We start from the raw sequence: 22,517 nt of genomic DNA on the forward strand, positions 1-22,517 counted from the left end.
CTTCCATTTGGAGTTCATATTTCTCCCCCTGAGGCAACCCGCTGCGCATTCCCAAACATCTTTTCACTTAGACTCATAAGCTTGAATAAACCGCAAAAGATCAACTTGCCGATATCAACTTTGCTAAAATTGAACTGAAGCCGGGCTGCTGAACTGGTGCAGCACAACAAGCCCGCAGCATCGCAGCCGGCCGGCGGCAAAAAAACCTTTTGCCCTATGCCCATATCAGGTTACCTCCAGCCTGTGCCGTCCCGGCTGGCGGCGGCAAGTGCAAGCATAGAGAGTGCGATGAAACACGGCGGCGATCTGTTTCAGGCCACGTCCACTTACGGCGGGGCGGAGGAAGACTGGCTGGACCTGTCGACCGGCATCAATCCGCATGCCTATCCGGTACCTGCCAGCCTGCCTGCCTCCGCATGGTCTCGCCTGCCCGCGCATGCCGCGCAGGAAAGCCTTCTGAAAGCAGCCCGTGCCGCCTATCAGGTGCCCGCGCATCTCGGCCTTGCCGCAGCGCCGGGCACGCAGGTCATCCTGCCGCATCTGCCGGCCCTGCTGCCGGAAGGCGGCGTCACCATCGCAGGACCCACCTATTCCAGCCACGGCGATGCCTGGCGCGCAGCCGGGCGGCAGGTGAGCGAAACTTCAGACATTTTCCGTGCGGGGCCGGAAGACCGGATCGCCCTCATCGTCAGCCCCAACAATCCCGATGGCCGCTGGCACGAACCGCAGGCGCTTCTGAAGCTTGCCGGAGACATGCAGCAGCGCGGCGGCTTTCTGGTGGTGGACGAGGCCTTTGCCGACGTGGATCCGTCCCGCAGCCTTTTGCCCCATCTCATGGATGAGCCGGTGCTGGTGCTGCGCTCCTTCGGCAAGTTCTTCGGTCTTGCCGGATTGCGCCTCGGCTTTCTGGCGGGGCCTCGGAACGTGACGGATGCCCTTGCCCGGCGCCTGGAAAGCTGGTCCGTCAGCGGCCCGGCGCTGAAAGTCGGTACGCAGGCCCTGCGGGATCTGGACTGGCAGGCCGCAATGCGCAAGAAGCTGGCGCAGGAAATGGCCTCGCTTGAGGACGTGCTGCGTGCCGCAGGCCTTGCGATCCGCGGCGGCACTTCGCTTTACGTACTGGCGGAGCATCCGGGTGCCGCCCGCCTGCATCAGGCGCTGGCGCAGCGCCGCATCTGGGTGCGTGCCTTCGACTACGCCCCCAGCTGGCTGCGCTTTGGCCTGCCCGGCTCGCCGGAAGGCCTTGCCCGTCTGCGGCAGGCGCTCACCGAAGCCATGGCATCACACGACGAGGCAACACCGTGCTGAGCGACCCGCTGGCGCTCTGGCTGCTGCTGGGGGCCATAGCCCTTGATGCTGTCATTGGCGATCCGGACTGGCTGTGGCGGCGCCTGCCGCATCCCGTGGTCTGGATCGGCAAGCTGATCAGCCTGCTGGACCGCAGCCTCAACCGCAAAAGGTGGTCTGCCGCCTTGCGCCGTATGACAGGCATACTGACGCTTGTCCTGCTGGTGGCAGGGGGGGCGGGCACCGGTTTTCTGCTGCAGGCAGGCCTTTCCGCCCTGCCCTATGGCGAGGCTGGAATCATTGTCATTGCCGCCGTGTTCCTCGCCCAGAACAGCCTCTATGTGCATGTGAAGGCCGTCGCCGATGGCCTGCGGGACGGTGGGCTGGCGGGAGGCCGAAGGGCGGTGTCGATGATCGTCGGGCGCGATCCGGAGCAGCTGGATGAGAGCGGCGTCTCCCGTGCCGCCATCGAATCCTGTGCCGAGAACTTTTCCGACGGCGTTGTTGCCCCGGTCTTCTGGTTCGCGGTACTCGGGCTGCCGGGGCTCATTGCCTACAAGGCCGTCAACACGGCCGATTCCATGATCGGCCACAAGACGGCCCGGCATCAGCACTTCGGCTGGGCTTCGGCCCGCTTTGATGACCTGATCAACCTGCCTGCGTCACGGCTTTCGGCGCTTTTCATCGCATTGGCCGCCCCTCTGGTCACCGGCTCGCCCTTGCGGTCCCTTGCTACAGTGCGCCGGGATGCCGGGCTGCACCGCTCCCCCAATGCGGGCTGGCCGGAGGCGGCGATGGCCGGGGCCCTTGGCGTCGCACTGGCGGGCCCGCGCGCCTATGCCACTTACCGGGTGGAAGACCCTTTCATGAACCCTGAGGGACGCAAGGATGCAGGCGAAGCCGACATCCGCCGGGCCCTGCATGTGCTTGCAGGGGCTTGCGCAATCGAGGCTTTGCTGCTTCTCATCATGGCTCTGGCATTATCCTGATGCCATGATCCATGAAAACACTGGCCGGACCGTGAGATGATCCCGTTTTCCGCAGCTGCCGAGAATAACAAGACCCCCATCCTCGAAATCCTGAAAGACGCCTTTGCCGGGTCAAGCCGTGTGCTGGAAATTGCCAGCGGCACGGGCCAGCATGCAGTGCATTTCGCCAAGAATCTGCCGCATCTCGTCTGGCAGCCCAGCGATCTGCCCGAGCATCTGGCGGGCCTTGAACAGCGGATCGTTGAAACTGACCTCGACAACATCGGGGAACCGCTGGAACTCGACGTGCTCGACCTGCCCTGGCCGACGCCGGACCGGGAGGCAGACGATGCCTTCGACGCCATCTACACCTCGAACAGCCTGCACATCGTCAGCTGGGAGGGCGTCGAAGCGTTCTTTGAAGGGGTCGGCGAAACGCTGGCAGTGGGCGGCACGCTCGCCATCTATGGCGCCTTCAAATATGGTGGTGCCTTCACCACGCCCAGCAACGAGGCCTTTGACCAGAGCCTGCGCAAGAAGGACCCGAAGAGCGGGTTGCGTGACTTTGAAAAAGTCGACGCCCTCGCCCGCGCCATCGGCCTGACGCTCCTCTCCGACCATGCGATGCCGGCCAACAACCAGCTGCTGATCTACCGGCGGGGCTGAGCCTTGCTTTCCTGACAGGTCCCGGCACAAGGCCGGGACGGCGTGGCGACTGGGTCAGCCGCGGGAAGCAGTAAAAAGGCGCGAGCCCCATTGAGGCTCGCGCCTGTCCCTCAAAGCGGAATGTTGTCGTGCTTCTTCCAGGGCAGCTCTTCCTGCTTGGACCGCAGGAGGGCAAGGGCGCGGGAGACACGCTTGCGGGTGGAATGCGGCATGATCACTTCATCGATGTAGCCGCGCTCGGCCGCGACGAAGGGATTGGCGAAGCGGTCCTCATAGTCCTTGGTGCGCTTGGCGATCTTGTCCTTGTCGGAAAGCTCGGAGCGGTAGAGGATTTCGACCGCGCCCTTGGCCCCCATCACCGCGATTTCGGCGCTCGGCCAGGCGTAGTTGATGTCGCCGCCAATGTGCTTGGAACTCATCACGTCATAGGCCCCGCCATAGGCCTTGCGGGTGATGACAGTGATTTTCGGCACCGTCGCTTCCGCATAGGCGAACAGCAGCTTGGCGCCATGCTTGATCAGCCCGCCATATTCCTGCGCCGTGCCCGGCAGGAAGCCCGGCACATCGACGAAGGTGACGACCGGAATGTTGAAGCAGTCGCAGAAGCGCACGAAACGGGCGGCCTTGCGGCTGGCGTCGCTGTCCAGCACCCCGGCCAGCACCATCGGCTGGTTGGCAATGATGCCCACGGTGCGCCCTTCGAGGCGGCCGAAGCCGGTGATGATATTCTTGGCAAAGCCCGCCTGGATCTCGAAGAAATCCCCCTCGTCCAGCGTCTTCATCACAAGCTCCTTCATGTCGTAGGGCTTGTTCGGATTGTCCGGCACCAGCGTGTCGAGGCTCATGTCGATGCGGGAGGGATCGTCGTGGCAATCCACCTCCGGCACATCGGCCAGATTGTTCATCGGCAGGAAGTCGATGAGGCGGCGCATTTCCAGAAGCGCCTCCACATCATTCTCGAAGGCGCCATCCGCGATGGAGGACTTGGTGGTGTGGATGCTGGCACCGCCCAGTTCCTCGGAGGTCACCGTCTCGTTGGTCACGGTCTTCACCACATCCGGGCCGGTGACGAACATGTAGGACGTGTCGCGCACCATGAAGATGAAGTCGGTCATGGCCGGGGAATAGACATCACCGCCCGCGCAAGGGCCCATGATCAGCGAGATCTGCGGAATGACGCCGGAGGCGGTGACATTGCGCTGGAACACCTCGCCGTAACCGGCAAGCGCTGCCACGCCTTCCTGAATGCGCGCGCCGCCGGCATCGAACAGGCCGATGATGGGCGCGCGGTTCTTCAGGGCCATGTCCTGGATCTTGATGATTTTTTGGGCATGTGTCTCGGACAGCGAGCCGCCGAAGACCGTGAAGTCCTTGGAAAAAACATAGACGACACGGCCATTTACGGTGCCCCAGCCGGTGACGACGCCATCACCGGGGATATGCGCCTCGTCCATGCCGAAGTCCGTGCAGCGGTGCTGCTTGAACATGTCGAATTCCTCGAAGGACCCTTCGTCCAGCAGGATGTCGATCCGCTCGCGCGCCGTCAGCTTGCCGCGCCCGTGCTGGGCGCCGATGCGGCGCTGCCCGCCCCCCAGCCGCGCTGTCTCGCGCCGGTGCTCCAGTTCGGCCAGGATATCCTTCATCATCCGCCTCTTCAGAAAAAAACATCTGCCGCAGGGTCTACCACGTCAGGGCCAAAGGCGAGAAGTCAGCACAAAGAAGGACCTTTGCCGTCAACGCCAGGGACATTGCACAACTTCTAGGCACATGAGCGTGAAGATTGTTCTTTTGCAGCCTGCGCGGATTTGCCATGCTTGCCTAAATGAACAGCAATAACGGCGGGGTACGGAATGGCGCCAGAGCGGGAGGTCTTCAATGAGATGCTGGGGGCAGACGGGCGGCCGAGGCCGGCCTACGCAAGACTGGCCGAATGGCTCGACAGCCAGCCGAAAAACTTCCTGACGCGCAAAAGCCGGGAAGCAGAAACAATCTTCAGGCGCCTTGGCATCACCTTTGCCGTCTATGGCGCCCAGGAGGCGACGGAACGCCTCATCCCCTTCGACCCCATCCCGCGCATCATCTCCGCCGCCGAGTGGCGCCGCCTGTCGGCCGGCATAGAGCAGCGCGTGCGTGCCCTCAACGCCTTTCTGCATGACATCTACCACAGGCAGGAGATCATCCGCGCCGGGCGGCTGCCGGCCGAACTGATCCTGCAGAACGATGCCTTCCTGCCGGAAATGGTGGGCTTCACTCCGGCGCGGCGCGTCTATTCGCACATCATCGGCACCGATCTGGTGCGCGTTGGCGAGAATGACTTCTACGTGCTGGAAGACAACACGCGCACGCCCTCCGGCGTCTCCTACATGCTGGAGAACCGGGAAACCATGATGCGCATGTTCCCGGATCTGTTCCAGATGCACCGGGTGGCGGCGATCGAGCAATATCCGGATCTTCTGCGCCAGACGCTGGAAAGCGTGGCGCCCGACACGACGCGCAAGGAGCCGACGATCTGCATCCTGACGCCGGGCATCTACAACTCGGCCTATTTCGAGCACGCCTTCCTTGCCGACCAGATGGGCGTGGAGCTGGTGGAAGGGCGCGATCTCTTCGTCGACAATGGCAAGGTCTGGATGCGCACCACGCGCCAGCCCAAGCAGGTGGACGTGATCTACCGGCGCATTGACGATGCCTTCCTCGATCCTCTCACCTTCCGCCCGGATTCCATGCTGGGCGTGCCGGGGCTCTTCGATGCCTACCGGGCAGGCACGGTCACGATCTGCAATGCGCCGGGCACCGGCATTGCCGATGACAAGGCCATCTATGCCTATGTGCCGGACATCATCGAGTTCTACACCGGCCAGAAGCCGATCCTGAACAACGTGCCGACCTGGAACTGCTCGCGGCCGGACGACTTTGCCTATGTGCTCGACAACCTCGCCGATATCGTCGTCAAGGAAGTGCATGGCTCGGGCGGCTACGGCATGCTGATCGGCCCGACCGCGTCCAAGCGCGAAATTGCCGCCTTCCGGGAGATCCTGAAGGCCAATCCGAAGAACTATATCGCCCAGCCGACCCTGTCGCTGTCTGCCTGCCCCACCCATGTGGCCTCCGGGGTTGCCCCCCGCCACGTGGACCTGCGCCCCTATGTCCTGATCGGTGATCAGGTGCGGATCACCCCCGGCGGGCTGACCCGCGTGGCGCTGAAGAAGGGCTCCCTGGTCGTGAATTCGAGCCAGGGCGGCGGCACCAAGGATACCTGGGTTCTGGAGGACTGATCATCATGCTCGGCCGCACAGCCGCCTCCCTTTTCTGGATGTCGCGCTACAAGGAGCGCTCCCACAACACCGCACGCCTGCTGGAAGCGGCATGGCGCACCGCCATGATTCCGCAACAGGGCATGAACGAGGCTGAGGACTGGCGCTCGGCGCTGGCTGGCTCCGGCTGCGAATCTGCCTTCATGGAGAAATCCGGCGAGGTGACCTCGCGCGCGGTGACGAATTTCATGCTGTTCGACAAGGAGAGCCCCTCCTCCGTCCGCAACAGTCTGGAGATGGCCCGCAACAACGCCCGCGCCGTGCGCACCGGCATCACGTCCGAACTCTGGGAGGCGATCAACACCACCTGGATCGAATTCAGCGACGTGAAGCCGCAGACGCTGACGCAGGACAAGCTGCCGGAGTTTCTTGCCTGGATCGGCCAGCGCGCCATGCTGTTCCGCGGTGCGCTGCTGGGCACGCTGCTGCGCGATGACGGTTATTCCTTCTCGCAACTCGGCCATTTTGTCGAACGTGCCGACCACACGGCGCGGGTGCTGGATGCCAAATACTGGATCCTGCTGCCGGTCACCGACATGGCCGGCAAGGGGCACCATCACCAGTGGTCCTCGATCCTGCGCGTCATGTCCGGCCTCAGAAGCTACCGCTTCGCCTTCCCCAATGCAGAGCTGAAGGCGGCGAATATCGCTGAATTCCTGATCCTGCGCCGGGAGATGCCGCGCTCGCTTGCTCACAGCTACGACTGGCTCAACAGCACGATGAACGATCTCACGGCCTTCTATGGCGAGCAGATGCCAAGCGCTCCCCTGGCCGGCGCGATGCAGGAACAGCTCAGGGCCGGACAGATGCGGGATATCTACAGCAAGGGCCTGCACGAGTTCCTGGTGGACTTCACCCTCCGGAACAATGCTTTCGCCGACCGGGTCGCCCGTGATTACAATTTTGCCTGATAGAAAAGGCCGAAGGCAGGAGCCAGCATCCGATGCGCCTGACAGTCCGCCACACAACGCACTACCGTTATGACACGCCGCTCGCCAATGCCATGCAGCAGCTGCGGCTGACGCCGCCTGCCTGCGCGGGCCAGAACATCATTGACTGGCGCATCGAGGCTCCGGGCATGGACCGCGCAACAACCTACCACGATGCTTTCGGCAATCTGGTGCACATGATCTCAAGCCGCGAACAGTTGGAGGCCGTTACCATCACCGCCTCCGGCACGGTGGAAACCACCGACCTCAACGGCGTTCTGGGCGAGGAGCCCGTGGAGACGCCGGTGCGGATCTACACCCGCGTAACACCGCTGACGGAGGCCAACAACGCCATCCGCAGGCTGTCCAGCCTTGTGACGGACGACGACCAGATCGGCGGCTGCCACGCCCTGATGCACGCGATCCGCGACAAAGTGGGCTACAAGGTGGGCGTCACCGAAACCCATGCCACGGCCATTCAGGTGCTCGCCGCCGGTGAAGGCGTGTGCCAGGACCACGCCCATATCTTCATCGCTGCTGCCCGTGCCGCCGGAGTGCCTGCCCGCTATGTCTCCGGCTATCTGCTGCTGGACGAGGCGCAGGAATCGGAGGCTCATCACGCCTGGGCCGAGGCCTATGTCGAGGGGCTGGGCTGGGTCGGCTTTGATATTTCCAACGGCATTTGCCCGACAGAGCGGTATATCCGCTTGACGGCTGGGCTGGACTCGCGTTCCGCTGCTCCGATACGCGGCATCCGGTTCGGCGGCATGGAAGAAAACCTTGATGTTGAGGTTGATGTGGCCCGCACCGGAAGCCAGCAGCAACAATAACAGGCCGAAGCGGCCGGATGATGAAGCGGACCCCTTTGCCGTGACCTATTGTGTTGGCCTGAAACTTGACCGTGGTCTCGTCTTTGCTGCCGACACCCGCACCAATGCGGGTGTCGACAATATCGCCACCTTCAAGAAGCTGCATGTCTGGGAAGAGCAGGGAGAGCGTGTCTTCACCCTGCTGACCGCCGGCAATCTCGCCATCACCCAGTCAGTCGTGTCGATCCTGTCCGAACAGATCGCCTCGCCCACCCTCAACAAGATCAACCTGATGAGCGTGGACACCATGTTCCAGGCGGCCCGCCTTGTCGGGCAGGCCGTGCGGGATGTGCGGGCACTGGATGGCGATGCACTGGCAGCAAGCGCGGAGAGCTTCTTCGTCACCTTCATCTTCGGCGGCCAGATTAAGGGCGAGGCGCCGCGCCTGTTCCAGATCTATTCGGCTGGCAATTTCATCGAGGCCACCGACGACACCATGTTCTTCCAGATCGGCGAGCACAAATATGGCAAGCCGATCCTCGACCGGGTGACCCGCCGCGACATGCGCCTTGGCGCTGCGGCCAAGATGGCGCTGCTGTCCTTCGATTCCACCCTGCGCTCGAACCTCTCGGTCGGCATGCCCATCGACCTGATGCTCTACAACACGGACAGCTTCACCGCCCACCGCCAGAAGCGCATCGACCGGGAAGATCCGTACTTCCAGACGCTTTCCTCGGAATGGTCCAACGCCCTGCGCAAAGCGTTCACGGAAATCCCGGAATTCGAGATCTGAAGCTTCAGAAAGCCGCACCGTCCCGGCGGTGCTTCCGGTATCCGTCAGCCCCCTCCCCGCGCCGTCCCGGCCTCCGTGCCGGGACCTGTAAGGGACGAGTGGCATCAGATTGAAAATAGAAGAACTTGACCGGAAGTGCGCCCATCACAGGCCCCGGCACAAGGCCGGGGCGGCGCGGAGTGTGGGGAGCGATGTCGCGCCACTCACACACAGATTCAAGCGGTTGAGAAACTGATTCAACTCCGCGGCAATCAGATTCAACAGGCTCGAAAACTGATTCAACGCGCTGTGAATTTGATTCCAGTTAAGCCTTCAACCAACTGAAATAAAAAACTTTTTCCTATTCATGCCCAAGGATCAGCGCGGCAGCGTCAAACTCGGTCTTCTTGTAGGTGCGGATGCGGCGGGCTTCGGTGTCCTCGCCCCAGAGTTCGGCGTTCCAGTCCTCGTCCACATGGGCAGCGGCCCAGAGGTCTTCGGAGCCGTGGTTGCGGCGGGCGAGAAGCAGAGAAATGACGGCCGAGCCGGTGACACTCGTCACCGTGTGCAGGGCGGCGAGTTCCAGCGCGGAGAACCCGTCCAGCGCCTTGCGGAAAGCCGCCACCAGCGCCTCGTCCTGCGGCACATGCATGATACCGCCGGACAGGCGGAAACGGCCGCCGAGTTCGGCTTCAGCTGCCCCCAGCAGCGGATCCCAGATCTGGCGCTGGCGTTCGGTCAGCCGCTCCGGCTCGCTGGCGCGGTAGCACAGGGCATCATTGCCGGCGTAACGGGCGATCTCATCGGCGACCTCCGCAAAGCGGTCCCCAACCGCATCGATGGCCGCATTGGCAATCCGGGTCAGCGGCATGATGCCGGGGTTGATCACCTTTTCCTGCGCGTGCCATTCGGCAGCAACTGCGGCAGCAAGTCGGGCATCAGGCAGAAGCAGCGGCTTGCGGCCCGGTGTCTTCACCGCGCGGCCATCCAGCAGCACTGCGTGCCCCCCCTCAGCCGGGGCGGACGAAGCAACATCATAGAAGCGCTTCGGCAATTCCCGGCGCGAGAGTTCCTTAGCCCGCTCGACCGGATCATATTTGGCAAGGTCCGCGTGGATCTCTTCAAAGATATCGCGCATCAGAGCGTCTCCAGTGTCCAGCCGAGGCAGCGGGCAATCGCGCCGTCGATCGCGTCAAATTGGTCAATCACTACATGGGCCCCTGCCCCATGCAGCAGGTCAGCCGTGTGATAGCCCCAGGACACGCCAACGGCGAGAGCGCCGGCGGCACGGGCCATTTCCATGTCGAAGCTGGTGTCGCCGACCATCACCGTGCGCAGGGGCTCGGCGCCCGTCTCGCCCATGGCGCGCAGTACCATATCGGGATGCGGCTTGGAGGGGCTGGTGTCGGCGGTCTGGATGGTGATGAAGCGGCCTTCCAGATCATGCAGCTTCAGCATGTGGTCCACACCGCGCCGGGCCTTGCCGGTGGCGATGCCAAGCAGCACGTCCTCGCGCGCGCCAAGGCGCAGAATGGCCTCGCGGGCGCCCGGATAGAGCGGGTCATGATCAAGCCCCGCCGCGCGGCGGCTGCGCTTGGAGGCGCGGTAGGCCTCGGACATCATCCCCACCTTGCCGCGGTGATCGGGACCCACCAGACGCGCAAAGGCCTGTTCCAGCGACAGGCCGACTATGGACAGCGCTTCCTTGCGGCCCGGCATCGGCAGGCCGGCGGCGGCAAAGCCGACCTCAAGCCCGTGCAGGATGGTCTCCTGGCTGTCGATCAGCGTGCCGTCGCAGTCAAAGATCACAAGATACATGGGCAGGCAGGGTCCTCAGTCTTCCTCGTCCAGCTCCGGAACATAATCGGCCACATCGAAGCCGAGCAGGTTCCAGGTCTGCTGCATGTGCGGAGGCAGCGGCGCGGAGACGTCGATCTTCCCGTGACCCGAGGGGTGCGGAATGATGATGCGCCGGGCCAGCAGGTGCAGGCGGTTCTGGATGCCGCCGGGCAGCTCCCAGTTCTCCACGTTGAAATACTTGTCGTCCCCGATGATCGGGTGATGAATGTGGGCCGCATGGGCACGCAGCTGATGGGTGCGGCCGGTCACCGGCTTCATGGTCACCCAGGACAGTTTCTGCGCCGACTGCTCCACCACATTGTAGAGCGACACGGCGTGCTGGGCCTCGTCCTCGCCATGACGTGCAATGCGCATGCGCTCCTCGCTCTCGTCACGGGCGAGATAGGTGGAGATGCGGCCCTGCTTGGGCTTCGGCACGCCGGCCAGCATCGCCCAGTAGATCTTGCGGGTGTTGCGGTGGCGGAAGGACTTGGTCAGCTCCTGCGCGGCAAGACGGGTCTTGGCAACGAGGATGATGCCGGAGGTCTCGCGGTCCAGCCGGTGCACGAGGCGCGGCTTGTTGCCCTTGCTGTCGGTGAAGGCATCCAGCATGCCGTCGAGATGGCGGCGCAGGCCCGAACCGCCCTGCACGGCAAGACCAGCGGGCTTGTTCAGCACCATCACCATGCTGTCCTCGAACAGCATCATGTCCTCGATGGCCTTGCGGTCATCATCGATGAGCTTTGTGGACTTCGGCCGGGCGTTCTTGCGGTCGTCCGCCTCGATCTCGATGCCGAGCGGCGGGATGCGCACGCTCTGCCCGGCGGCAAGGCGGGTGGCGCTTTCGGCGCGCTTGCCGTCGACGCGCACCTGACCGGTGCGCAGCAGCTTCTGCAGGTGGCCGAAGCCAAGGCCCGGGAAATGGACCTTGAACCAACGGTCGAGGCGCATGCCAGCCTCATCGGCGGACACGGTCTTGAGTTCAATAGCGGACATATGGGTCTCGTTCTGGCGCTTGCCCGGCTTGGAGCGGGTATCCGGGACGGCCAACGCGGCACGTCAAACCGGCCCGGCAGGGCGCAGCTGTTGTTGTGCTCCTCTTAAGCGTCCTTGGCCCGCAAGGGAAGAGATTTCGCACCTCGGGCGCGTCACAACACCCGAAAGGCCGGAGTTTCAGGCTCCCACACTGCGTGCAATGGCGAGACCGGCAAAGACCGCGAGGATGGACAGGAGAACCGACAGGATCACATAGAGCAGCGCCAACTGCACGGCCCCCTTCTCCCACAGCAGCGCCATGTCCAGCGAGAAGGCGGAAAAGGTGGTAAAGCCGCCCAGAATTCCGGTCGCCACGAAAAGCCGCAGCCCGGCTGACGTGCCGGGATTGTAGCGCAGCAGCCAGCCGATGAAGAGGCCCATGATCAGCGAACCGGCCACATTCACCGTCAGCGTGCCATAGGGAAAATTCGGTCCGAACCAGCGCAGGGTCAGGAGGTTCACCCCGTGCCGGAGCGCGGCACCAATACCGCCGCCGAGTGCGACGATCAGAAAACTGCTCATTCTTTCAACCTTCCTGCGGAAGCGGCTCCTCCGCGTGCCTAACGCCGGCCTCACTGATCCGTTCCTCGATAAGGCGCCTCACCACTGGAATCAATGCAGGGTCCGCTTTCAGATGCGCGGCCTCTTCATCGACGATGGCCAGGAACAGGTTGCGCCTCAGCCTCTGCTCCTCTTCCGCCTCCAGCACACGGCTGCCGATGGAAGACTGGACGATGCGCATCAGCCGGTCCGCCGCCGTCAGCCGGCCCCAGAGATAGTCATGCTCGCGCCAGGAGCGGTTGAAGAAGGCGCCGAAGGTGTTGAGCGCCGATCCCTTCAGCACGAAGCCCTCATCCAGCAGGGAACTGGCGTCCCGCGGGCTGATCCGGTCGATCAGCGTTTCATTCACTTCCGAAAAATCTGTGCGCTGGAAAACGGGCAGCGTCACCAGATCATAGAAGGCAAAGCCCACATAGGCGCGCGTCAGATCCTGCCGCAGGCCCGGCACGAGGTAGGTGAAGGTCATCACCGCGAAAATATCATCCTGCAGCCGGTCGAGATCCCCCAGCCGCATGTGGGCGCGGATCGCAGCAAGCGCTGCCTCTACCGCCTTCGGACTGTCCTCCGTGGCAAGTCCGGCTGCCAGTTCGCAAATGTCTTGCGGATAGGCCGCCGCGTTCCAGCAGCGCAGCAGCATGTCGATCTGTTCGTAAAGTTCGCGCTTCAGCGCATCCAGATCATCCGGCTTCTGCACCGCCACGTCATGGCTGCGGGACTGGTAGAAACTGTTGAGGCGGCGCACCACGAAGCGCAGGCGGCGGATGCGGTAGTCTGCGTCCAGCCCCTTCAGCAGGCTGATCATGGCCTGCGAGGAACCGAAGTTGCCCGCCTCCATGGCCTCCGGCAGACCTGCCTTCAGGCGGGAAAGCACATCGTCCAGATCAAGCTCTGCGCCTGCCCTTGCAGCCAGCTCGCAGATCAGTCCCGCCAGCCGCTCGGCCAGTGCCTCCACCTTCAGGGTCTGATAGCTGAGATAGGCATAGCCCGCCTGCACATGGGCGGCCTCGTTCGCCTTGACCCGGCAACGGGTCAGTTCTTCGATGGTCAGCGGCTGAGTGGAGACGGCCGGCAGAATGCGCCCGACCTCCGCCTCCACCAGCGGATCGGTGGCGGCAATCACCTCGGCAAGGCGCCGTGCCCGCCGGTTGCGCGCCTCGATGGCCTTGAGGTCATCGCCCACGGGCTCGTTGCGTGGGATATGCGCGAGCGAAGACAGGATCACTCGGAAGAAGCCCGGCACAGTGTCACCATTGCCGTTCGGCCCCACGCCCTTGCCGTTGAAGGGCACAGGGTCCACATAGACCAGCCGCCGGGCGACCTCCCGGGTGGCGGGCCGCTCGTCTATCGCCTCGATCACCGGGCCGAAAGGCTTGTTCATCACAACGCTGCCATCGACAAAGCAGCGCCGCTCCACATCATCCACCGGCCCGCCAAGCGTACCGGACAGGAAGCTCTCGCGTGTCTCCCAGGCCTCGCCCCTCTCTGCCAGCAGTCTGTCCATCTCCCCCACCGTTGCGGGCGGAAAGGCGCCGGGGAAAGAGGACGTCGCACGGGCGGCAAAGACGAGGCCGGGAATGTGGCGCGGGGTGAAGCTGCTGTCCAGAACGCCCGGCATGCGGTGCTCGCAGGAAAAGCGCAGGATGCGCCGGTGTTCCCGCTCCTCGATGAAAGCCGGTTCATCAATGCGGATGCGCTGGCGGCGGCCGTAGTAATCGGTCAGGGTGACGAACAGCTCCAGCTTCTGTCCGCGCGGCACCAGCGTTGCGCCCTCGCGCCAGCTGGCATCCATGGCGTGGCAGGCATCCAGCATCCAGCCGCTGTAACGCGAACCGGAAAACGGCGGAGTAAACCAGCGAGACTGGGTGAGAAGGCGCAGTTTGTCGCGGGTCTCCGGACTGTCGATCTGCGCCTTCAGGCCGGAGGTGATCAGCCGGTCGATCACCGGCGACATGCCGCTCTTCAGATAGCGGGTGATGCCATCCTGCGGCTTTGCCAGCCGCGTCACATCGGCGTTTTCAAGCCACAGGTCCCGGTGCGCATCAAGCGGCAGATCATGGGCGATGGCGCGGGCCAGCATCACCCCGTTGACGCCGCCCGCCGACGCCCCGGCAATGGCATCCACCACCACGCGGACATTCACATCCGGCTCATAGGCGCGCAGCACATCCAGATAGGCGCGTGTCGAGGGAGAGAGGGTTCCGGCCGCCGCATCCTCCGCCGCCTCCAGCGGATCACGCGATGCGTTGAGACTGGAGGCCTTGACGAGGTTGAGGATTTCCCGGCTGACGCCGTGCATGTAGATGGCAAGGGACACACCGCCATAGAACACAAGCGCGAGGCGGATCTCGATCTGCTTCATGGGCGAATCCCCGGACTTTCAGGCCGCCAGCATCGCGCAGCCGCCCACTGACGGCAAGGCGAAGTTCGGAGGATGGTCAGCCATATCTTAGCGCCTTACGAGCCTCCGCTGCGCTCGCGCCGGAGCCTTGCCCAGTATTCAAGGCGTTTGCGCAACTCGCGCTCAAAGCCGCGCTCCACCGGGTCATAGAACACCTGGCGGCCCATGCTTTCGGGGAAATAGTCCTGACCGGAGAAGGCATCCGGCTGGTCATGGTCATAGGCGTAGCCATCGCCATAGCCTTCGGACTTCATCAGCTTGGTCGGGGCGTTGAGGATATGCTTGGGCGGCAGCAGCGAGCCGTGGCTCTTGGCAGCCCGCACCGCCGCCTTGTAGGCCGTATAGACCGCGTTCGACTTGGGCGCGGTCGCCAGATAGACGACGCATTGCGCCAGCGCCAGTTCGCCTTCCGGGGAGCCGAGCATCTGATAGGCATCGCGCGCGGCATTGGCCTGCGTCAGCGCCTGAGGATCAGCCAAGCCGATATCCTCCACCGCCATGCGGATCAGGCGGCGGGCGAGATAAAGCGGGTCCTCGCCGCCATCGAGCATGCGGGCGAACCAATAGAGCGCCGCATCGGGGTCCGAACCGCGCACCGACTTGTGCAGGGCGGAAATCAGGTTGTAATGGCCGTCCTGGCTCTTGTCATAGATCGGCGCCCGGCGCTGGACGATCTCCTGCAGGCGTGCTGCGGTGAAAACTTCCCCCTCCCCGGCTGCACGCCAGACATCTTCCGCGAGCGTCAGGGCAGAACGGCCGTCGCCATCGGCCATGCGCATCAGCACGCCGCGCGCTTCTTCGTCAAGCGGCAGAGGCTTGCCCTCCTCCTGCTCGGCCCGTGCCAGCAGACGCTCCACCGCCTCCCGGTCGAGTGAGCGGAAGGTCATCACGTGCGAGCGCGACAGGAGCGCGGCATTGAGCTCGAAGGACGGGTTCTCGGTCGTCGCCCCCACCAGCGTGATGGTGCCGTCTTCCATCACCGGCAGGAAGCTGTCCTGCTGGGCGCGGTTGAAGCGATGGATCTCGTCCACGAACAGCAGCGTTCCCCGCCCGCCCATGCGACGGGCACGGGCGGCCTCAAACATTTTCTTCAGGTCGGCAACGCCGGAAAAGATCGCCGAGATCTGTTCAAAGCCCAGATCCGTCTCCGCCGCCAGCAGCCGGGCGACGGTCGTCTTGCCGGTGCCCGGAGGACCCCAGAAGATCAGCGAGCCAAGACTGCGGTTGCGCAGCATGCGCGACAGGGTGCCGTCCGGCCCGAGCAGATGGTCCTGCCCCGCCACATCCTCCAGCCGCTTCGGGCGCAGCCTGTCCGCCAGCGGCCGCGGGCCGGCGGGTTGGGAGGCAAGCATGTGCCCGGAAGCGGAAAAGAGGTCACTCATGACGGATCAACTGCATGGTCAGCCGCGCAGGGCCAGACGTGTCGTCTCCCCGCCCCGCTTGATATCGAGGAGCCAGAACCTTGCAGGCCGTTTGAGCATCCGGTCAAGCTCTGCCGTGGTGCTGACCTTCTGTTCGTTCACACCTACGATGATATCCCCCGGCCGCAGGCCCACCCGGTTTGCCGGAGAACCTTGCGCCACCTCGCTGATCACCACACCCTCGTCAATGGTGTCGAGGCGCAATTCGTCCGAGACGGCCGGGGAAAGGTTGAGAACCGTTGCACCCGCAAAAGGCGAATAGGCCTCGATCTGGCGGGCATCGCGCGCCGGGGTTTCGGGCGCGGCCGTCAGCGGCACATCGGCTTGCAGTTCCGATCCGTTGCGCAGGAAGGTGAATTTCGCCGCACCGCCCAGCTGCCGGGTGGCAAAACGGTAGCCGAAGGAGTCAGGGTCGAGCACTTCAGCCCCATCCACCGCCGTCACAAGGTCACCGACCTTCAGCCCCGCCTTGTCGGCCGGGGAGCCCGGGAACACCTTGGTGACCAGCACGCCGCGCGGCCGGTCGAGGCCAAGGGCTTCGGCAATTTCCGCCCCAACCACCTGAACCGTGGCCCCCAGCCAGGGCCGCTGCACCTTGCCGGACGTCTGCGCCGATGTGGCGACGAAGCTAACCATATTGGCGGGGATCGCAAAGCCGATGCCGATGGAGCCGCCGGAACGGGAGAAAATCGCGGTGTTGATGCCGACCAGCCGTCCGTGCATGTCGACCAGCGCGCCGCCCGAGTTGCCCGGGTTGATGGCAGCATCGGTCTGGATGAAGAACTGATAGTCGGTCACGCCCACCTGCGTGCGGGCCAGAGCCGAGACAATGCCCTGCGTCACCGTCTGGCCGACACCGAAGGGATTGCCGATGGCCAGCACCATGTCACCGACTTCCAGCCCGTCCGAATCGGCAAATTCAACCGTCGGGAAATTGCCGCCCTCGCGGATCTTCAGCACGGCCAGATCCGTCCGCTCGTCCTTGAGAATGATATCGGCATCGAATTCGCGCCGGTCGCTGAGCGCCACGCGCACCTCGTCGGCATTCTCGATGACGTGATTGTTGGTGATGATGATGCCTTCCGGAGCAATGATCACACCGGACCCAAGGGAAGACTGCACCCGCCTGCGCTGGCCGCCCGGAGCGTTGTCGGGCACGCCGAAGAAGCGCCGGAAGAAGGGATCGTCCAGAAAGGGCGAAACCTGCCGCTGCTCCACCATGCGCGTCGCATAGACGTTGACGACTGCAGGCGCCACCTTCTTCACCACCGGGGCAAAGGACAGCGTCACTTCCGCTTCACTCTTTGGAACCTGCCGTTCCTGGGCAATGGCGGTGCCGGCAGCGCCGGGCACGGCAATGGCCCCCAGAATCAGGGTGCAGGCCAGCAAGCGGGTGAAGCAGGCCCGAAGGCGGTGGCCCGCGAACGGGGCGTGGCTGTGGGACAAGGCCATCATCAAAGCTCCCTCAAAATGCAGAATCCGGCCCGAAGGCCGGATTCGATACATGCCAGATAGGAAGCCTGTGCCGCAATGCCAAGCCTTGCAGCCCGGCATTGCGGTCTGTCTGGCTCAGGCAGAGCGAACCTGCGACAGGAAGGAGCGGACCTCCTCGTCGAGGTGGCGGGCCTGCGTGGTCAGTTCGCTGGCCGAGGCCACGAAGCCATCGGCAGCGGTGCCGGTGCGCTCGGTCACGTTGTTCACGCGGCGGATGTTGCTCGTCACCTCTTCGGTGCCGCGCGCTGCACGCTGCGTGTTGTCGGCGATGCCCTGGGTTGCGGCGCTCTGCTCCTCGACGGCAGAGGACACCTCGGTCACCGACATGGTGATCTCACCGATCGTCTCCTGGATCTCGGCGATTGCGGCAACGGCATCATCCGTGGCGCTGCGGATCGCGTCGATCTGCTGCTGGATTTCGCCGGTTGCCTTGCCGGTCTGCGAGGCCAGTTCCTTCACTTCCGATGCCACGACCGCAAAGCCGCGGCCAGCCTCGCCTGCACGCGCCGCCTCGATGGTGGCGTTGAGGGCAAGCAGGTTGGTCTGGTCGGCGATGTCGGAGATCAGCGTCACCACCTCACCGATGCGGTTGGCAGCTTCCGCCAGAGAACGCACGGTGGTGTTGGTGGCCTGGGCGCGGATCGTAGCCGTCTGGGCCACGCTGGACGAGCGGGCAATCAGTTCGGAGATCTGGCGGATCGAGCTCGACAGCTGGTCCGAAGCCGAAGCGATCGACTGCACTTCTTCCATGGCCTGGTTGGACATGTCGGCAGCACGAGACGCGCTGTCGCCAGCCGTCTGCGTCATTTCCTGCACTTCACGGGCAGCGGACTGCAGGCTCTGTGCCGACCGGGAGACGGTCTCCACAACGCGGCCAACGGATGCCTCGAACTCGGCGGCCAGACCGGACAGCATCTCCTTGCGCTGCTCGGCCTGCGAGCGGGCTGCAATCGCCTCTTCCTGCGCGCGGCGCTCCTGATCCGCAGCTGCATTCTCACGGATCTGCAGAACCGCGCGGCCAATCTCACCGATTTCATCGCCGCGGCGGGCTGCCGCGATGTCTTGCGACAGGTTGCCATTGGCGATGGACGTGAGCGCCTGCACCAGAACCTGAAGCGGCTTGGTGATGGTGCGCGAGAACAGCAGCGCCACCACGGCAACCACACCCAGGGTGATCAGCGTCAGCATGATCATCCGGTCACGCATGGCCGTGACGGCACTCAGGGTCTCTTCCATGGTCTTGTCTGCAACAACCGCATAGGTCTGGCCCATGAAGTTGATCGGCTCAGCCAGAACCATGCGGTCAAGCCCGTCCTTACCGGTCACTTCACCGGCCGAGCCCACGCCACGCAAAGCGTCCTCAATCGGCTTGCCCTCCATCTGGAACTTCAGCGCAGTCGGGAAGTTCAGCGCCGGCATCGTCGTCAGCACCATGCCGCCCTGAGCGACCAGATAGGTCTGCCCCGTTTCGCCAAGGCCCTCCCGATCGGCCAGAACCTTGTCCAGCATCGGAGAGGTCACGCGCATGGCGATGACACCCAGATACTTGCTCTCGCCGAACTCGTTCACATAGACGGGCTGAGCCAGGAACATGGACGGAACGCCGTCCACACCATATTCGCTGAAGCCGGTTGCCACCTGCGTGCCTGCCGGCTGACCTGCGGCCAGCTTGAACGCCTCGCCGAGGCCAGTCGCAGCCAGAGAACCTTCCGTGACGGACTGAAGGAAGTCGTCACCCTTGGTCACCGAGTAAAGCACAAGGCCGTCATTGGTGATGCCATAGATATCGCCATAGCCGCCAGCCTTCCAGGCGGAAAGGAACGAGCCATGCAGCTCGCCGTGGCGCCAGGAGTACATGGTCTTGTTGGTCTTGCCGTTCAGTTCGGCACGATCAGCGGCGGCGCTGCCAGCAGCCTGATAGTAGCTGCGGATCGAATCCATATCCGTGCCGAGATTTGCACGGGTGCTCGCCAGATCCTTCATCACCAGCGTTGCTGCAGCACCGGAGGCAAGGTTGGACAGATCCGACTGAATGCCATCGAGCTTGGCGGAAAGCAAAGCATGGCGCGACTGCACCATCAGGCTAAGCTCGGAAACGCCAGCCTTTTCAAGGCCGTCACGGCCGGTTGTATAGCCGATGACCCCAACCACTGCACAGGAAACCAATGCAAGGCCAACAGTGACGGCAGGTATAATTGTAGAAAGACGTAAAAAGCCCCGGCTCTTCACGCCGGCATTCTGACTTCCGCTCATAGCGCACCCAGCTCCATGGAAAGGAAAAGTGGGGGCAGCATCTCCTTAATGATCTTAAGAACAAGATAATTTTGACAAGTGATCTGAACAGACACACAAATTCAGCAGAAAATATCGACAAAAAGCAAAAGGCGGGCACTGGGCCCGCCTTTCACGTTTTCCTGCACTTCCGAAACCTTACGCTGCGTTTTCAGCAGCCTGTTCCGCTTCGTGACGGGCACGGTCGGCAGCGCCGCGTGCAGACATGTCACGGTCAACCAGCTCAATCACAGCCATCGGTGCGCTGTCGCCGTAGCGGAAGCCAGCCTTGACCACGCGGGTGTAGCCACCGTTGCGCTCCTTGTAACGGCTGGCGAGCACGTCAAACAGCTTGCGGACCATGGCAACGTCACGAACCTGCGAGATCGCCTGACGGCGGGCATGCAGGTCGCCGCGCTTGCCGAGGGTGACAAGCTTGTCCATGATCGGCTTCATTTCCTTGGCCTTCGGCAGCGTCGTGACGATGGCTTCGTGTTCAATCAGCGAGGCTGCCATGTTGGCGAACATCGCAGTACGGTGGCTCGTGGTGCGGCCGAGCTTGCGGCCGGATTTACCGTGGCGCATGGCCTTCTCCTTTAGACGTTAAGCGGGCATCCTCTGCGGGACTGCCGCCCTGTTGTTCTGCCAGGGGCGAAACCGCCCCTTAGTACTGATGGTCCTCGTAGCGCTTGGCGAGGTCCTCGATGTTCTCCGGCGGCCAGTTGGCCACGTCCATGCCCAGATGGAGACCCATCTGTGCGAGAACTTCCTTGATCTCGTTAAGCGACTTGCGGCCGAAGTTCGGCGTGCGGAGCATTTCCGCCTCGGTCTTCTGGATGAGATCGCCGATATAAACGATGTTGTCGTTCTTCAGGCAGTTTGCCGAACGAACGGACAGCTCGAGCTCGTCGACCTTCTTGAGAAGGGCCGGGTTGAATGCCAGTTCCGGAACGCTGTCTTCTGCAATCTCGCGCTTCGGCTCTTCGAAGTTGACGAAGATCGAAAGCTGGTCCTGCAGAATGCGTGCCGCGTAAGCCACCGCATCTTCCGGCTTCACCGAACCATCGGTTTCGACCGTCAGCGTCAGCTTGTCATAGTCAAGAACCTGGCCTTCACGGGTGTTTTCCACCTTGTAGGACACTTTCTTGACCGGGGAGTACAGGCTGTCGACCGGGATCAGACCAATCGGAGCGTCCTCAGGACGGTTCCGCTCGGCTGCCACGTAGCCCTTGCCGGTGTTGACCGTAAACTCCATGCGGATTTCCGCGCCCTCATCGAGGGTGCAGAGCACGAGTTCCGGGTTCAGCACTTCAACGTCGCCAACCGTCTGGATGTCACCAGCCGTCACGACGCCAGGCCCCTGCTTGCGCACAACCATGCGCTTGGGGCCCTCGCCTTCCATGCGGATCGCGATTTCCTTGATGTTCAGGATGATGTCCGTCACATCTTCGCGCACGCCCGGAATGGACGAGAATTCGTGCAGAACGCCGTCGATCTGCACAGCCGTTACAGCAGCACCCTGCAGCGAGGACAGCAGGATGCGGCGCAGGGCGTTGCCGAGCGTGAGGCCATAGCCGCGCTCAAGCGGCTCGGCGACCACGGTGCCGGTCGTGCGCGGGTTCTCACCCGGCTTCACTTCCAGCTTGTTCGGCTTGATCAGCTCTTGCCAGTTCTTCTGAATCGTCACGTTCTTACCTCGTCGGCTGTCCCGCCGGAGCTCGCCGGCCATTCTTCGCCATTGGAGGAAACCAGGTATCTGAAAGTCAAAAGACCTCAGACGCGGCGGCGCTTGCGCGGACGGCACCCGTTGTGCGGGATCGGCGTCACATCGCGGATCGACGTGATGAGGAAGCCGGCAGCCTGCAGGGCGCGCAGAGCCGATTCACGGCCCGAACCGGGACCACGAACTTCGACTTCGAGCGTGCGCATGCCGTGCTCGGAAGCCTTGCGGGCTGCGTCTTCTGCAGCAACCTGAGCTGCGTACGGGGTCGACTTACGCGAACCCTTGAAGCCGAGAGCACCAGCGGACGACCAGGAAATCGCATTTCCCTGCGCGTCGGTGATGGTGATCATGGTGTTGTTGAACGTGGAGTTCACGTGTGCCACGCCAGAAGAGATGTTCTTGCGTTCGCGGCGGCGCACGCGTGTCGTGTCCTTAGCCATTCTTGATTCCTTGGTTTGATCTCTGCACCGCCGTAATACCGGCGGCTACACCAGCCGATGAGGCAGATTACTTCTTCTTGCCAGCGATCGGCTTCGCCGGGCCCTTGCGGGTCCGCGCATTCGTATGGGTGCGCTGGCCACGGACCGGCAGGCCGCGGCGGTGACGCAGGCCGCGGTAGCAGCCAAGGTCCATCAGGCGCTTGATGTTCATCGCGGTCTCGCGGCGCAGGTCACCTTCCACGAGGTAGTCGCGGTCGATGGTCTCGCGGATCGCCAGCACTTCGGCGTCAGACAGCTGATTCACGCGGCGCTCCGGCGCAATGTTCACCTTTTCGATGATTTCCTGCGCGAACTTGGCACCAATGCCGTGAATGTACTGAAGCGCGATGACAACGCGCTTGTTCGTCGGGATGTTAACGCCAGCAATACGTGCCACGTGCGTCTCCATATCTTGCGGCTTATACGCCGCGGTTGCATTTCCCCGCGTCCGGTGGAGCCCGGCCCTTGCGGGAGTTTGTTGGCTGGCTTTGACCAGCACAGAATGTGCCGGCCCCGGTGTTTCCGGGATCGGCACATAATCTTGAGGATTA

20 protein-coding genes are annotated in these 22,517 nt (G+C 63.3%); 7 read left to right on the top strand and 13 right to left on the bottom strand.

Annotated features, from left to right (window positions below):
• The first annotated feature begins 288 nt into the window (after positions 1-288).
• From cobD to H163_RS0117100, 3 genes are read left to right on the top strand one after another with little or no spacing between them, the layout of a single operon-like run.
• Positions 289-1,308: a threonine-phosphate decarboxylase CobD gene (gene cobD / locus H163_RS0117090; RefSeq protein WP_019965831.1), complete on the top strand. Its 1,020-nt coding sequence runs from the start codon at positions 289-291 to the stop codon at positions 1,306-1,308.
• Positions 1,302-2,276 (top strand): adenosylcobinamide-phosphate synthase CbiB, encoded by a 975-nt coding sequence (gene cbiB / locus H163_RS0117095; RefSeq protein ID WP_019965832.1) that lies wholly within the window; start codon positions 1,302-1,304, stop codon positions 2,274-2,276. Before cobD ends, cbiB begins: the two co-directional genes overlap by 7 nt.
• Positions 2,277-2,312: 36 nt before the next feature.
• Complete coding sequence (locus H163_RS0117100) at positions 2,313-2,921, top strand: DUF938 domain-containing protein (protein ID WP_019965833.1); 609 nt, start codon at positions 2,313-2,315, stop codon at positions 2,919-2,921.
• Positions 2,922-3,031: 110 nt separating this feature from the next.
• Here H163_RS0117100 and H163_RS0117105 read toward each other — a convergent pair whose 3' ends face one another.
• Entirely contained in the window at positions 3,032-4,564 is a 1,533-nt protein-coding gene (locus tag H163_RS0117105) for an acyl-CoA carboxylase subunit beta (RefSeq protein ID WP_026355979.1), read from the bottom strand.
• 207 nt (positions 4,565-4,771) lie between these two features.
• Here H163_RS0117105 and H163_RS0117110 point away from each other — a divergent pair, with 207 nt between their 5' ends.
• Genes H163_RS0117110 through H163_RS0117125 form a run of 4 tightly spaced genes read left to right on the top strand, consistent with a single transcriptional unit; the run spans position 4,772 to position 8,766 of the window.
• The gene (locus H163_RS0117110; RefSeq protein ID WP_019965835.1) at positions 4,772-6,196 is read left to right on the top strand and encodes a circularly permuted type 2 ATP-grasp protein; all 1,425 of its coding nucleotides are present in this window, start codon (positions 4,772-4,774) and stop codon (positions 6,194-6,196) included.
• Between the two features lie 5 nt (positions 6,197-6,201).
• Positions 6,202-7,146, top strand: coding sequence for an alpha-E domain-containing protein (locus H163_RS0117115; protein ID WP_019965836.1), 945 nt, complete (start codon positions 6,202-6,204; stop codon positions 7,144-7,146).
• Between the two features lie 32 nt (positions 7,147-7,178).
• Entirely contained in the window at positions 7,179-7,994 is an 816-nt protein-coding gene (locus H163_RS0117120; RefSeq protein WP_019965837.1) for a transglutaminase family protein, read from the top strand.
• A 40-nt stretch (positions 7,995-8,034) separates the two neighbouring features.
• Positions 8,035-8,766, top strand: coding sequence for a proteasome-type protease (locus tag H163_RS0117125; RefSeq protein ID WP_026355980.1), 732 nt, complete (start codon positions 8,035-8,037; stop codon positions 8,764-8,766).
• A gap of 340 nt (positions 8,767-9,106) precedes the next feature.
• Here H163_RS0117125 and H163_RS0117130 read toward each other — a convergent pair whose 3' ends face one another.
• From H163_RS0117130 to rpsM, 12 genes are all read right to left on the bottom strand, one after another.
• Positions 9,107-9,883, bottom strand: coding sequence for an ATP12 family chaperone protein (locus H163_RS0117130; protein WP_019965839.1), 777 nt, complete (start codon positions 9,881-9,883; stop codon positions 9,107-9,109).
• Positions 9,883-10,563, bottom strand: coding sequence for an HAD-IA family hydrolase (locus H163_RS0117135; protein WP_019965840.1), 681 nt, complete (start codon positions 10,561-10,563; stop codon positions 9,883-9,885). Before H163_RS0117135 ends, H163_RS0117130 begins: the two co-directional genes overlap by 1 nt.
• A gap of 15 nt (positions 10,564-10,578) precedes the next feature.
• On the bottom strand, positions 10,579-11,580 hold the full coding sequence (locus H163_RS0117140; RefSeq protein ID WP_026355981.1) for an RluA family pseudouridine synthase: 1,002 nt from the start codon (positions 11,578-11,580) through the stop codon (positions 10,579-10,581).
• A 177-nt stretch (positions 11,581-11,757) separates the two neighbouring features.
• Complete coding sequence (gene crcB / locus H163_RS0117145) at positions 11,758-12,141, bottom strand: fluoride efflux transporter CrcB (protein ID WP_019965842.1); 384 nt, start codon at positions 12,139-12,141, stop codon at positions 11,758-11,760.
• Between the two features lie 4 nt (positions 12,142-12,145).
• Positions 12,146-14,539: a patatin-like protein gene (locus H163_RS0117150; RefSeq protein WP_019965843.1), complete on the bottom strand. Its 2,394-nt coding sequence runs from the start codon at positions 14,537-14,539 to the stop codon at positions 12,146-12,148.
• 95 nt (positions 14,540-14,634) lie between these two features.
• Positions 14,635-15,960: a replication-associated recombination protein A gene (locus H163_RS0117155; RefSeq protein WP_026355982.1), complete on the bottom strand. Its 1,326-nt coding sequence runs from the start codon at positions 15,958-15,960 to the stop codon at positions 14,635-14,637.
• An 18-nt stretch (positions 15,961-15,978) separates the two neighbouring features.
• A complete protein-coding gene (locus H163_RS0117160; protein WP_019965845.1) occupies positions 15,979-17,454 on the bottom strand; it encodes a DegQ family serine endoprotease in 1,476 nt (491 codons plus the stop codon).
• A gap of 114 nt (positions 17,455-17,568) precedes the next feature.
• Entirely contained in the window at positions 17,569-19,746 is a 2,178-nt protein-coding gene (locus tag H163_RS0117165; RefSeq protein ID WP_081626054.1) for a methyl-accepting chemotaxis protein, read from the bottom strand.
• Between the two features lie 177 nt (positions 19,747-19,923).
• On the bottom strand, positions 19,924-20,349 hold the full coding sequence (rplQ, locus tag H163_RS0117170; RefSeq protein ID WP_026355984.1) for a 50S ribosomal protein L17: 426 nt from the start codon (positions 20,347-20,349) through the stop codon (positions 19,924-19,926).
• A 79-nt stretch (positions 20,350-20,428) separates the two neighbouring features.
• A complete protein-coding gene (locus H163_RS0117175; RefSeq protein ID WP_019965848.1) occupies positions 20,429-21,493 on the bottom strand; it encodes a DNA-directed RNA polymerase subunit alpha in 1,065 nt (354 codons plus the stop codon).
• A gap of 44 nt (positions 21,494-21,537) precedes the next feature.
• A complete protein-coding gene (gene rpsK / locus H163_RS0117180; protein ID WP_019965849.1) occupies positions 21,538-21,927 on the bottom strand; it encodes a 30S ribosomal protein S11 in 390 nt (129 codons plus the stop codon).
• A 67-nt stretch (positions 21,928-21,994) separates the two neighbouring features.
• Entirely contained in the window at positions 21,995-22,363 is a 369-nt protein-coding gene (gene rpsM / locus H163_RS0117185) for a 30S ribosomal protein S13 (protein ID WP_026355986.1), read from the bottom strand.
• Between the last annotated feature and the right edge of the window lie 154 nt (positions 22,364-22,517).

This window comes from Pannonibacter phragmitetus DSM 14782 (assembly GCF_000382365.1).
In the GTDB taxonomy this organism is placed as follows: Bacteria; Pseudomonadota; Alphaproteobacteria; order Rhizobiales; family Stappiaceae; genus Pannonibacter; species Pannonibacter phragmitetus.